Raw genomic sequence first — 12,733 nt, forward strand, 5'->3', positions numbered from 1 at the left:
CCCCCTCGGTGCTCCGGGACGCCGCGGGTCTCAGGAGGCCCGCTTCTCCCAGCGGGAGGCGGTCACGCCGTCACGCCACACGCGCGACACGAGCGGCACGCCGGGACGGTACGCCAGGTGCACGGGGTCGGGGGCGTCGAGCAGCACCAGGTCGGCGCGGGCGCCCACCGTGATGCGGCCCACGTCCGTGCGGCGCAGCGCCGCGGCCCCGCCGGCGGTCGCCGCGCGGATCGCCTCCGCCGGGGTCGCGCCCATCTCGCGCACGGCCAGTGCGATGCAGAACGGCATCGACGTCGTGTACGACGACCCGGGGTTGCAGTCGGACGCGAGCGCCCACGTCACGCCCGCGTCGCGCAGCCGCTCGACGCGCGGGTAGGGCTGCCTCGTCGAGAACTCGGCACCCGGCACGAACGTCGCGACTGTGCCCGATCCCGCCAGCGCGTCGACGTCGGCGTCGGACAGGAACGTGCAGTGGTCGATGCTCGCGGCGCCCATCTCGACGCCGAGCGCGGCCGCGCCGGACATCGTCAGCTGGTTCGCGTGGAGGCGCAGGCCCAGGCCCGCCGCGCGTCCCGCCTCGAGGATCTCGCGGGTCTCGGCCACGTCGAACGCGCCCTCCTCGCAGAACACGTCGATCCACCTCGCGAGCGGGGCGGCGGCGTCGAGCATGGGGCCGGCGACCAGGTCGACGTAGTCGGCGCGGTGGTCGGCGAGCTCGGGCGCGACCACGTGGGCGCCCAGGAACGTCACCTCGTCGGTGAGCCGGGCGGCGACCTCGAGCAGGCGCGTCTCGGTCGCGACGTCGAGGCCGTAGCCGCTCTTGATCTCGGCGGTCGTGGTGCCCTGGCGCAGGGCCTCGTCGAGCAGGCGGCGCGCGTGCGCCTCGAGCTCGGCGTCGCTGGCGGCACGCGTCGCGGCCACCGTCGAGCGGATGCCGCCCGCGGTGTAGCGCGCCCCGGACATGCGGGCGTCGAACTCGGCGGCGCGGTCGCCCGCGAACACCGCGTGGGTGTGCGAGTCGACGAATCCGGGGATGACGGCGGCACCTGCGGCGTCGAAGGACGCGTCGGCGGCGGGCGCATCGTCCGATGCCCCGACCCACGCGACGCGCCCGTCCTCGATCACCACGGCGGCGTCGCGGCGCAGGCCCATCACGCCCTCGCCCTCGTCCATGGTGGCGAGCATGCCGATGTTGAGGATCGCCTCGCTAGGCATCGCGGGCCTCCGTTCGCGGGTAGGCGGCGACCGCGAGGTCGCGCAGGGTGGACGATGCGCGGTGCCGGCCCCGGACGACCGTCCCCAGGACGTCGGCGGCGGAGGCGGCGAGCACGAGCTCGTGGAGGTCGGCGCCGACCGTGCGCGGCGAGCGGGCGTCGAGGATCGCGAGGTCGAGCGGCCGGCCGACCTCGAGCGCCTGCGCGGGGGCGCCGAGCGGGGCGAGCGACGCCTGCCCGTCGACCGTGCCCGCGCGCCAGAGCTGGGCGGGGGAGAGGACGCCGCGGCGGTGGGACGCGAGGCGCGCGCCGCCCTCGAGGCGGCGGAGCTCGTCGAACGGGTCGATCACCACGTTCTGGTCGGAGCCGATCGTGAGCCGGGCGCCGGCGTCGCGCAGCGCCTCGGAGTGCCCGAGCCCGTCGCCGAGGTCCGCCTCGGTGGTGGGGCACATCGACACGGACACGCGCGCGGTGCCGAGGGCGGCGACGTCGGCATCCGTGAGGTGGGTCGCGTGGACCGCCGTGGTGCGCGGCGACAGCACGCCCGCGCGCTCCAGCAGCGCGGTCGGGGTGAGGCCGGTCGCGGCGACGCAGTCCTCGTTCTCCCGGGTCTGCTCCGACAGGTGGACGTGAAGGGGGACGTCGGCGGGCAGGCCGGCGGCCGCTCGCGCGAGGTCGGCGGGGTCGACGGCGCGCACCGAGTGGAGCGCGGCGCCGAGCGTCACGTCGGGGTGCGCCGCGGCGAGCGTGTCGCGCAGGCCGTGCCAGCGCGCGTGCCACGCCTCGATGGTGCCGTCGGAGAACCGCACCTGCGGCCCCACGAGGTCGGTGCCGAATCCTCCGCGCAGGTAGACCGTGTCGAGCAGGGTGAGGCGGATGCCGGCCTCCGCGGCCGCCTCGGCGAGCGCGAGCTCCATGGCGTGGCCGGGGTAGGCCGCGCCGGAGGGGTCGTGGTGGAGGTAGTGGAACTCGCCGACGGCCGAGTAGCCGGCGGCGACCATCTCGGCGTACACCGCGGTGGCGGCGGCGCGCAGGCCGTCCGGGTCGAGCGTGCCGGCGACGCCGTACATCACGTCGCGCCAGCGCCAGAAGTCGCCCCCGCCGCCGTTGGTGCGGCCGCGCAGGAGCCGATGGAACGCGTGGCTGTGCGTGTTGGCGAAGGCCGGCGCGGCGACGTCGACCGCGAGGTCGGCCCCCGCGGAGCCGGACCCGACCGCGGTCACGACGCCCGCATCGTCCATCTCCACGAGGACGTCGCGACGGACATCCTCGGGCAGGACGAGCGAGCCGATCGCGATCCTCATCGGTCGCCCGTCAGGGCGCGCAGTGCGTCCGTGAGGGCGTCGACGCCCGCGCGGATGTCCGCGTCCGAGGCGCCCTCGTGCGGGGAGTGCGACACGCCGTCGGGGTTGCGCACGAAGAGCATCGCCGTGGGCAGGTGCGCCGCGAGGATGCCCGCGTCGTGGCCCGCGCCCGTGGGGATGCGGGGTACCTCGCCGAAGGTGGGCGCGAGCGCCGCGCCGATGCGGTCCGCGAGCTCCGGGTCGAACTCGACCCGGGTGGAGAAGGACTCCTCGGCGACGGTCAGCTCGCAGCCCTCGGCGCGCGCGGCGGCCTCCGCGTCGGAGACGATGCGCGCGACCAGGACCCGCACGTCGGCGTCGTGCTCGGCGCGCGCGTCGATCCACAGGCGCACCTCGGACGCGATCGCGTTGGATCCGCCGGGGACCACCTGGAGCTTGCCGACGGTGGCGCGCGAGCGGGTGGGCGGCGCGGCGGCGAGGGCGCGCCCGCGGGCGGCCTCCACCGTCGCGGCGGCCACGAGCATGGGGTCGCGCCGCGAGTCGAGCTCGGTGGCGCCGGCGTGGTCGCCCCTGCCCGTGACGGTCACGCGCCAGCGGCCGTGCGCGAGGATGCTCGTCGCGATGCCGACGGGCGCCTCGAGCGGCGCGAGCTGGCGGCCCTGCTCGACGTGGAGCTCGAGGTAGAGCGCCATGTCCTCCAGCCGGGAGGCGTCGCGGCCGATCGCCGCCGGGTCGAGGCCGGCGGCCGTCATCGCGTCGACGTACGTGGCGCCCGACGCGTCGGTGAGGCCCCGCACGCGGTCCGTGTCGATGTCCCCCGCGAGCAGCTGCGAGCCCAGGCACGGCACCCCGAACCGGGCGCCCTCCTCCTCCGCGAAGTTCGCGATGCGGATCGGGTGCGCGGGCGCGTGGCCCTCGGCGATGAGGCGGGACACGGCCGCGAGTGCCGAGACCACGCCGAGCGGGCCGTCGAGCGGCCCGCCGCCGGGCACCGAGTCGAGGTGGCTGCCCGTCGCGACGGCCGGGCCCTCGGCTCCCGCCGGCGCCCACGTGGCCCACTGGTTGGCGTTCGCGTCCTCCTCGACATCGAGGCCCAGGGACGATGCGGCGCGCACGAACCACGCGCGCATCTGGCGGTCGGCGTCGTCGAGCAGGTGGCGCGACCAGCCGCCGCGCACGTCGTCCGCGCCGATCGGGGCGAGCTCGGCGAGCGACTCGAGGGCGTCGAGGACCGGCATCAGGCGTCCAGCATCGGCACGCGCAGGCCGCGCTCGCGGGCGATGTCCTTCGCGTGCTCGTAGCCGGCGTCGACGTGGCGCATCACGCCCGTGCCCGGGTCGTTGACCAGCACGCGCTCGATCTTCTGCGCGGCGAGGTCGGTGCCGTCGGCGACCACCACCTGGCCGGCGTGGATCGAGCGGCCGATGCCCACGCCGCCGCCGTGGTGCAGCGACACCCAGGTCGCTCCGGAGGCGGTGTTGAGCAGCGCGTTGAGCAGCGGCCAGTCGGCGATCGCGTCGGAGCCGTCCCTCATCGCCTCGGTCTCGCGGTACGGCGAGGCGACCGAGCCGGAGTCGAGGTGGTCGCGGCCGATGACGATCGGCGCGGACAGCTCGCCCGACGCCACCATCTCGTTGAACTTGAGGCCCGCGAGGTGACGCTCCTGGTAGCCGAGCCAGCAGATGCGCGCCGGCAGGCCCTCGAAGTGGACCTTCTCGCCCGCGGCCGTGAGCCAGCGGTGCAGCGACTCGTGCTCGGGGAACAGCTCCATGAGCGCGCGGTCGGTCTTCGCGATGTCCTCGGGGTCGCCCGAGAGCGCGGCCCAGCGGAACGGGCCGCGGCCCTCCTCGAACTGGGGGCGGATGTACGCGGGCACGAAGCCGGGGAACGCGAACGCGCGGTCGTAGCCGCCCAGCTGCGCCTCCGCGCGGATGGAGTTGCCGTAGTCGAACACGTCGGCGCCGGCGTCCATGAAGCCCACCATCGCCTCGACGTGCTGCGCCATGGCCGCGCGCGCGTCGCGCGTGAAGCCCTCGGGGTCGGCCTCGGCGCGCGCGTGCCACTCGTCGACGGTGTAGCCGATCGGCAGGTACGACAGCGGGTCGTGGGCCGAGGTCTGGTCGGTGACCAGGTCGATCGGCACCCCGCGGCGCAGCAGCTCGGGGAAGACCTCGGCGGCGTTGCCGACGACGCCCACGGACAGGGCCACGCCCTCGGTGCGGGCCGCGACGGCCCGGGCCACCGCATCGTCCAGATCCGAGGCGACCACGTCGAGGTAGCCGTGCGCGACGCGGCGCTCGAGGCGGCTCGCGTCGACGTCGACGATGAGGCACGCGCCCTCGTTGAGCGTGACGGCGAGCGGCTGCGCGCCGCCCATGCCGCCGGCGCCGCCGGTGAGGGTGAGCGTGCCCTGGAGCGAGGCGGTGCGCGGGTCGCGGCCCTCGCGCTCGGCGCGCTGGCGGGCCGCGGCGGCGAAGGTCTCGTACGTGCCCTGGAGGATGCCCTGCGTGCCGATGTAGATCCACGATCCGGCGGTCATCTGGCCGTACATCGTGAGGCCGAGCGACTCGAGGCGGCGGAACTCGGGCCAGGTCGCCCAGTCGCCCACGAGGTTCGAGTTCGCGATGAGCACGCGCGGCGCCCACTCGTGGGTGCGGAACACGCCGACCGGCTTGCCCGACTGGACGAGCAGGGTCTCGTCCGCCTCGAGGTCCTTCAGCGTCGCGACGATCGCGTCGTACGCCTCCCAGGAGCGTGCCGCGCGGCCGGTGCCGCCGTAGACCACGAGGTCCTCGGGGCGCTCCGCGACCTCGGGGTCGAGGTTGTTCATCAGCATGCGCATGGGCGCCTCGGTCTGCCAGGACTTCGCGGTGATCTCGCTGCCACGGGCGGCGCGGACGGTGCGGACGGGGGTCTCGGTCATGGTGATGCTCCTTACGCGTGGGTGAGGGGGCCGATGCGGTCCTCGACCGCGCGGAGGACGTCGCCCGAGCGGACGGCGCGGGCGGCCGCCTCCACCTCGGGGGCGAGGAAGCGGTCGGCGCCGGGGCGGGCGGCCTCCGCGACGAGGGCCGCGGCGGCGCCGGTGGCCTCGGAGGGCGCGAGCGGCGCGCGCAGGGCGAGGCCGCGCGAGGCCGCGAGCAGCTCGATGCCGAGCACGCGGGAGAGGCCGTCGATCGCGGTGCGGAGCTTGCGCGCCGCGTGCCAGCCCATGGACACGTGGTCCTCCTGCATGGCCGACGACGGGATCGAGTCGGCGGATGCCGGCGCGGCGAGGCGCTTGAGCTCCGACACGATGCCGGCCGCGGTGTACTGGGCGATCATGAGGCCCGAGTCGACGCCGACCTCGTGCGCGAGGAACGGCGGCAGGCCGTGGTTGCGGGCGGGGTCGAGCAGGCGGTCGATGCGGCGCTCGGCCATGCTCGCGAGGTCCGCGACGGCGATCGCGAGGAAGTCGAGCACGTACGCGACGGGCGCGCCGTGGAACGAGCCGTTCGACTCGACGCGGCCGTCGGGCGTGACGACGGGGTTGTCGACCGCGGCGGCGAGCTCGCGGCCGGCCACGAGGCGGGCGTGCGCCATGGTGTCGCGCACGGCGCCGGACACCTGGGGCGCGCAGCGCAGCGAGTAGGCGTCCTGGACGCGCGTGCACTCGGGCCCCTGGTGGCTCGCGACCACGGGCGAGCCGGCGAGCACGCGGCGCATGTTCGCGGCGGCGGCGGCGACGCCCGGGTGGGGGCGCAGCTCCTGGAGGTCGGCGGCGAAGGGGGAGTCGGAGCCGAGCAGCGCCTCGACGCTCATCGCCGCGGTCACGTCCGCGGTGGTGACGAGCCGGTCGAGGTCGGCGAGCGCGAGGACCAGCTGGCCGAGCATGCCGTCGGTGCCGTTGATGACGGCGAGCCCCTCCTTCTCCTCGAGCTCGATGGGCGCGATGCCGGCGGCGGCGAGCGCCTCCGCCGCGTTCATCGGGGCGCCCGACGCGTCCCGCACCGGGCCCTCGCCGATCGCGGCGAGCGCGACGTGCGACAGCGGCGCGAGGTCGCCGCTGCAGCCGAGCGAGCCGTACTCGTGGACCACGGGAGTGATGCCGGCGTTGAGCATCGCGGCGTACGTCTCGGCCACGACGGGGCGGGCCCCGGTGCGGCCCGTGAGCAGCGTCGACAGGCGCAGCGTCGCGAGGGCGCGCACCACCTCGCGCTCGACCTCGGGCCCGGTGCCCGCGGCGTGCGAGCGGATGAGGCTCAGCTGGAGCTGCGCCCGGCGCTCGCGGTCGATGAACGTGGTGGCGAGCGCGCCGAAGCCCGTCGACACGCCGTAGTGGGGCTGCGGGTCCTGCGCGAGCGCCTCGATGACGGCCCGGCTCTCGGCCATCGCGGCGAGCGCGGCGGGGTCGAGGACGATGCGGGCGTCGTCGCGGGCGATGGCGACGAGATCGGCGGGGCTCGGGGCGCCCGAGCCGAGGATCACGGCGGGGGCGGAGGTGTCGGTCAGGGTCATGGCGACCATCCAACGGCCGATGCGGCGCCGGCGCCTGCGCTGGGCGGCCACTCGTGTCTCATATGTGAGACTGGTGACATGGCGGAAACGGTGGAGGCGCGTCCCGCGGCGCCCGCGGTCGAGCAGGCCCTCGCGATCCTCACGCACCTCGCGCGTCAGCGCGGCCCCGTCGCGGCCGGCGCGCTCGCGGCGGCGCTCGGCATCCCGCGCGCGTCGCTGTACCGGCAGCTCGGGGCGATGGTCGCGCACGGGTACGTGGTGCACCTGCCCGAGGAGTCCCGCTACGGGCTCGGGGTCGCCGCGTACGAGCTCGGCTCGGGATACGCCCGCCAGCAGCCCCTGTCGCGCCTGGGCGCGCCGATCATCGCGGGGCTCGTCGACCGGGTGGGGGAGTCGGGTCACCTCGCGGTGCTCGAGGGCCGGGACGTCGTGTACATCGTCGAGGAGCGCGCGCCGCGCCGACCCACCCTCATCACCGACGTCGGGGTGCGGCTGTCCGCGCTCGCGACCGCCACCGGCCGCGCCATCCTCGCGGCGTTGCCAGACGCGCAGCTGCGCGCGACGTACCCGGGCCGCGCGGCCTTCGCCGGGGCGCCTGAGGGCTCGCCGCGCTCGTACCGCGAGCTCAAGGAGCTGGTGCGGGTCACGCGGGCGCGCGGACATGCCAGGGAGGAGGGCGACGTCACGCCGGGCCTCGCCTCGGTCGCGTGCGCGGTGCGGGACCACACCGGGTGGCCCGTCGCCGCGATCGCGGTGACGTTCGCCGCGGACCGTGCCGACGAGGACCGCCGTGCGCGGCTCGTCGCCGCGGTGCGCCGCGACGCCGCCGAGCTCGAGCGGCGCATCGGCCGGCGGTAGCTCACGGCATCGATCGGCTCGATCGGCATCGGATCGTGCGATTCATGCGTGTCCTCGACGCCTGTGGCATCGCCTGGTGCGATCTCGTGCTGTGGGTGGTCCGGCGACGATCGCACGATCGGATGCCGTTGACGCACCGGCGGCGCTCAGCCCACACCATCCGATGCCGCTGCTGGATGCCACGCCACGGTGCCCGCATGCCCGCCTCGTACACTTGTCGGGTCCCGTCACCCGGAGGTCCCCCCATGCGCGTTCTCGCCGCCCTGTCCGGAGGGGTCGACTCCGCCGTCGCCGCCGCGCGCGCGAGGGATGCGGGCCACGACGTGGTCGGCGTCCACATGGCGCTGTCCCGCAGCCGCGCCGAGCACCGCACCGGCTCGCGCGGTTGCTGCTCGATCGAGGACGCGAACGACGCCCGCCGCGCCGCCGACGTGCTGGGCATCCCGTACTACGTGTGGGACCTCAGCGACGAGTTCCACGACACCGTGGTCGCCGACTTCCTGTCGGAGTACGCCGCGGGCCGCACCCCCAACCCGTGCGTGCGCTGCAACGAGCACATCAAGTTCGACACGCTGCTCGAGCGCGGCATCGCGCTTGGCTTCGACGCCGTGTGCACCGGCCACTACGCGCGCATCGACGTGCGCGAGGACGGGACGCGCGAGCTCCACCGCGCGGCCGACGCCGCGAAGGACCAGTCCTACGTGCTCGCCGTGATGGGGCCGGACAGGCTCGCGCGGGCGATGTTCCCGCTCGGCGCCGTCGCCTCCAAGGCGGAGGTGCGCGCCGAGGCCGTCGCGCGCGGGCTCGGCGTGTCGAACAAGCCCGACTCGTACGACATCTGCTTCGTCGCCGACGGCGACACCCAGGGCTTCCTCGCGCGCGAGCTGGGGGAGAAGCCGGGCGAGATCGTCGACGAGACGGGCGCCGTCGTGGGTGCCCATGCGGGCGCGTACGCGTTCACGGTGGGCCAGCGCAAGGGGCTGCGGCTGCCGCGCCCCGCCGCCGATGGCGCGCCCCGGTACGTCACCGGGATCGACACGGCCCGCAACGTCGTCACGGTGGGGCCGGAGACCCTGCTGAGCGTCCGCACGCTCACGGGCGAGTCCGTGGTGTGGCTCGCGGACGACGTCCCGGCCGATGCGGCGACGCCGGTGGAGGCCCAGGTACGCGCCCACGGGACGCCGGTGCCCGCCCTGGCGACGCGTGCGGGGGACCGGCTCACGGTCGAGCTCGAGAGCCCGATGCGCGGCGTCGCGGCCGGCCAGTCGCTCGTGATCTACCGGGGCTCGCGGGTCCTCGGCCAGGCGACCATCGTCCGCTGACGCGGCGCCGCTCGTGGCACCGGGTGTCCGTTCGTAACGTTTCGGCCACGAATGTTGCCGCCCCCGTCGAAACGGTTTGACGCGGGTTTCCGGTAGCCCTACTGTGAACCCGATGCGTGAGAGCGCTCTCTCTCGGAGAGCGCTCTCATGATCACCGCGGCATAGCCAGCGGGCCTAACAAGCACACCAGTAGTACGGACACAAAGGAGTGAACGTGAGCCTCTCACGACGCAAGACCACGTTCGGGATCGCGGCCGGCGCCGCGACCCTGGCAATCGCCCTGGCAGGCTGCAGCGGTACGAGCAGCGACAACAGCTCTGACACCGCCACCACGGGTACCAGCGGCTCGAACGACGCCCCGGTCACCCTGACCCTCGCGACGTTCAACCAGTTCGGCTACTCGGCCTCGTCCGAGGGCGGCGCGGACTACAAGTACGACCTGATCCAGGAGTACATGGACGCCCACCCGAACGTGACCATCACGTACAACGTGGCGGACACCTCCAACACGGCACGCGAGAACTTCTTCACGAAGCTCGGCCCCGGCGGCCTCGCGGACGTCGAGGCGATCGAGGTCGACTGGCTGCCCGAGGCCATGCAGTACTCGGACCTCCTTGCCGACATCTCGGACCCGTCGCTCGACGGCCGCTGGCTCGACTGGAAGACCCAGGCCGCCACCGACAAGGACGGCCGCCTCATCGCGTACGGCACCGACATCGGCCCCGAGGCCATCTGCTACAACGTCGACGCCTTCAAGGAGGCCGGCCTCCCGACCGACCCGACCGAGGTCGCGGCCGCGCTCGACGGCGACTGGTCGAAGTTCTTCGACCTGGGCAAGCAGTACCACGACGCCACCGGCAAGGCCTTCTACGAGGAGAACGCCGCCGTGCTCCAGGGCATGATCGGCCAGCTCGAGGCGCCGTACGAGAACCCGTCCGACGACTCGATCACCGCCCTCGACAACCCCGAGGTCAAGTCGATCTTCGACCAGCTCACCACCGCCTCCGGCGAGGGCCTCTCCGCGGGCCTCCAGCAGTGGGGCGACGACTGGGCGGCCGGCATGGCCAACGGCGACTACGCCGTCACGCTCTGCCCGGCCTGGTTCCTCGGCGTCATCGAGGGCAACGCCCCCGACGGCCACTGGGACATCGCCAACGTGTTCCCGAACGGCGGCGGCAACTGGGGCGGCTCGTACCTGACCGTCCCGGCCAACGGTGCCAACGTCGACGCGGCGAAGGACCTCGCGAACTGGCTGACCGCCCCCGAGCAGCAGGCCAAGGCGTTCGAGAACGTCGGCGCCTTCCCGAGCTCGCCCGAGGCTGCGAACTCCGACGCCGTGCAGACCTACACGCGCCCGTACTTCAACAACGCTGAGGCGGGCAAGATCTACACCGAGCGTGCGGCCGCTGTGACGGTCTCGCCCTACAAGGGTTCGCACTACTTCCAGATCAACGACGCCATGGTCAACGCGCTTCGCAACGTCGACACCGGCACGATGAGCGCCGACGAGGCGTGGAAGCAGTTCCAGTCCGACGTCAAGGCGCTCAGCTAAGACGACGCACGGTGCGGGCCGTCTCCCTCGTGGAGGCGGCCCGCACCCGTCGGGCCCGTCACCACCGCACCAAGGGATCCACCTCATGACCACCACCCAGCAGCAGACCGAGGCCCCCTCGCCTCGCGAGCCGCAGCGGAGGCGCGCGCCGCTCACGTGGCGCCAGCGCCTCGGACGGCTCGACGTCAAGCTCTCGCCCTACCTGTACATCGCGCCGTTCTGGATCGTGTTCGCGATCGTGGGTCTCTTCCCGATCGTCTACACGGCCGTCATCTCGTTCCAGGACTGGGACCTCGTGCGCAACCAGGGAACGCTGACGGGCTTCGACAACTTCGCCTTCGTGCTCCAGGACCGCGAGTTCTGGATGTCGCTGCGCAACACCTTCTCGATCTTCCTGCTGTCGTCCGTGCCGCAGCTCATCGCCGCCACCTTCATCGCCGCGATGCTCGACAAGAACATCCGCGCCAAGACGTTCTGGCGCATGGGCGTGCTGCTGCCCTACGTGGTGGCGCCCGTCGCGGTCGCGCTGATCTTCTCCAACCTGTTCGGCGACAAGTACGGCCTCATCAACACGTGGCTCAACGACTTCGGGCTGCCCAAGATCGCGTGGCACGTCGACGTGATCCCCAGCCACATCGCGATCGCGACCATGGTGAACTTCCGCTGGACCGGCTACAACGCGCTGATCCTGCTCGCCGCGATGCAGGCGATCCCGCGCGACCTGTACGAGGCCGCCGCGATCGACGGAGCCGGCGCCGCGCGCCGCTTCTTCTCGGTCACGCTGCCCCAGATCCGTCCCACGCTGATCTTCGTCATCATCACCTCGACGATCGGCGGACTCCAGGTCTTCGACGAGCCGCGCATGTACGACACCCGCGGCAACGGTGGCTCGAACCACCAATGGGAGACCGTGACGCTGTACCTGTACAACGAGGGCTGGGTGAACTTCAACTTCGGTCGCGCCGCCGCGATCGCGTGGATCCTGTTCCTCATCATCGTGGCCTTCGGCCTGCTGAACTTCGCGATCACGCGCCGGTTCATCGCGGGCGACGCGGCCCCGAAGAAGGCGAAGAAGAAGGTGAAGAAGTGAGCACCATCACCATGCCCCTCAAGAAGAAGGCCAAGGGCGGCGCCTCCGCCGTGAGCACGATGCGCCCGGGCTGGTTCGTCTACGCCGCGCTCGCGATCGTGCTGATCGCCTCGCTGTTCCCGTTCTACTGGTCGTTCCTCATCGCCTCGGGCGACCGCTACAGCGCCAACGACCCGAACCTGTCGTGGTGGCCCGGCGGCAACTTCCTGCACAACGCGTCCGTGGTCATCAACAACCCGGCCGTCAACTTCTGGAAGGCGCTCGGCAACTCGATCATCGTCTCCACGTCCACCGCGGTCTCGACGGTCGTCCTGTCCACCCTCGCCGGCTACGCGTTCGCGAAGCTGCGCTTCAAGGGCTCGGGCCCCATGCTGGTCGCGGTCGTCGCGACCATGGCCGTCCCGGTCCAGCTCGGCATCGTGCCGCTGTACATCCTCATGCAGAAGTTCGGCTGGACCGGCCACCTCGGCGCCGTCATCCTGCCGGGCCTCGTGACCGCGTTCGGCGTGTTCTGGATGACCCAGTACATCTCGCAGTCGCTGCCCACCGAGCTCATCGAGGCGGCGCGCGTCGACGGCTGCTCGATGATCCGCACGTTCTGGCACGTGGGCCTGCCGGCGGCCCGGCCCGCGGCGGCCATGCTGTTCCTCTTCACCTTCGTGACGCAGTGGAACAACTTCATGTGGCCGTACATCGTGCTCGACTCGAAGAACCCGACGCTGCCGGTGTCCCTGTCGATCCTGCAGGCGAACTACTTCGTCGACTACTCGCTCGTGCTCGCGGGCGTCCTGCTGGCAACGGTGCCGCTGATCCTCCTGTTCATGTTCGCCGGCCGTCAGCTGGTCACCGGCATCATGGCGGGAGCGGTGAAGGGCTAGGCAGGCCATGCCGCGCGC

Annotated in this window: 10 protein-coding genes; 5 read left to right on the top strand and 5 right to left on the bottom strand. The window is 73.2% G+C overall.

Annotated features, from left to right (window positions below; translation table 11 throughout):
* Window positions 1-30 precede the first annotated feature (30 nt).
* From hutI to hutH, 5 genes are read right to left on the bottom strand one after another with little or no spacing between them, the layout of a single operon-like run.
* Window positions 31-1,215, bottom strand: a complete 1,185-nt coding sequence (hutI, locus tag AOM04_RS05965) for an imidazolonepropionase (protein WP_062463736.1) — start codon at window positions 1,213-1,215, stop codon at window positions 31-33.
* Window positions 1,208-2,518, bottom strand: a complete 1,311-nt coding sequence (locus AOM04_RS05970) for a formimidoylglutamate deiminase (protein WP_062463739.1) — start codon at window positions 2,516-2,518, stop codon at window positions 1,208-1,210. The genes hutI and AOM04_RS05970 overlap by 8 nt, the downstream gene beginning before the upstream one ends.
* On the bottom strand, window positions 2,515-3,756 hold the full coding sequence (locus AOM04_RS05975; protein ID WP_062463741.1) for an allantoate amidohydrolase: 1,242 nt from the start codon (window positions 3,754-3,756) through the stop codon (window positions 2,515-2,517). The genes AOM04_RS05970 and AOM04_RS05975 overlap by 4 nt, the downstream gene beginning before the upstream one ends.
* Window positions 3,756-5,441, bottom strand: a complete 1,686-nt coding sequence (hutU, locus tag AOM04_RS05980; RefSeq protein WP_062463743.1) for a urocanate hydratase — start codon at window positions 5,439-5,441, stop codon at window positions 3,756-3,758. Before hutU ends, AOM04_RS05975 begins: the two co-directional genes overlap by 1 nt.
* An 11-nt stretch (window positions 5,442-5,452) precedes the next feature.
* The gene (hutH, locus tag AOM04_RS05985; RefSeq protein WP_062463985.1) at window positions 5,453-7,015 is read right to left on the bottom strand and encodes a histidine ammonia-lyase; all 1,563 of its coding nucleotides are present in this window, start codon (window positions 7,013-7,015) and stop codon (window positions 5,453-5,455) included.
* A 78-nt stretch (window positions 7,016-7,093) separates the two neighbouring features.
* Here hutH and AOM04_RS05990 point away from each other — a divergent pair, with 78 nt between their 5' ends.
* The 5 genes from AOM04_RS05990 to AOM04_RS06010 all read left to right on the top strand — a co-directional run bounded on the left by AOM04_RS05990 (window position 7,094) and on the right by AOM04_RS06010 (window position 12,715).
* Window positions 7,094-7,873 carry an IclR family transcriptional regulator gene (locus tag AOM04_RS05990; protein WP_062463745.1) on the top strand — a complete coding sequence of 260 codons (780 nt, stop codon included), beginning with the start codon at window positions 7,094-7,096 and terminating at the stop codon, window positions 7,871-7,873.
* 245 nt (window positions 7,874-8,118) lie between these two features.
* Window positions 8,119-9,195 carry a tRNA 2-thiouridine(34) synthase MnmA gene (mnmA, locus tag AOM04_RS05995; RefSeq protein ID WP_062463747.1) on the top strand — a complete coding sequence of 359 codons (1,077 nt, stop codon included), beginning with the start codon at window positions 8,119-8,121 and terminating at the stop codon, window positions 9,193-9,195.
* A 214-nt stretch (window positions 9,196-9,409) separates the two neighbouring features.
* Entirely contained in the window at window positions 9,410-10,747 is a 1,338-nt protein-coding gene (locus AOM04_RS06000; RefSeq protein ID WP_062463986.1) for an ABC transporter substrate-binding protein, read from the top strand.
* Between the two features lie 85 nt (window positions 10,748-10,832).
* On the top strand, window positions 10,833-11,837 hold the full coding sequence (locus tag AOM04_RS06005; protein ID WP_062463749.1) for a carbohydrate ABC transporter permease: 1,005 nt from the start codon (window positions 10,833-10,835) through the stop codon (window positions 11,835-11,837).
* A gap of 11 nt (window positions 11,838-11,848) precedes the next feature.
* Window positions 11,849-12,715 (top strand): carbohydrate ABC transporter permease, encoded by an 867-nt coding sequence (locus AOM04_RS06010; RefSeq protein ID WP_082104448.1) that lies wholly within the window; start codon window positions 11,849-11,851, stop codon window positions 12,713-12,715.
* Window positions 12,716-12,733 lie beyond the last annotated feature (18 nt).

The organism is Demequina soli (assembly GCF_000971195.1).
GTDB lineage: Bacteria > Actinomycetota > Actinomycetes > Actinomycetales > Demequinaceae > Demequina > Demequina soli.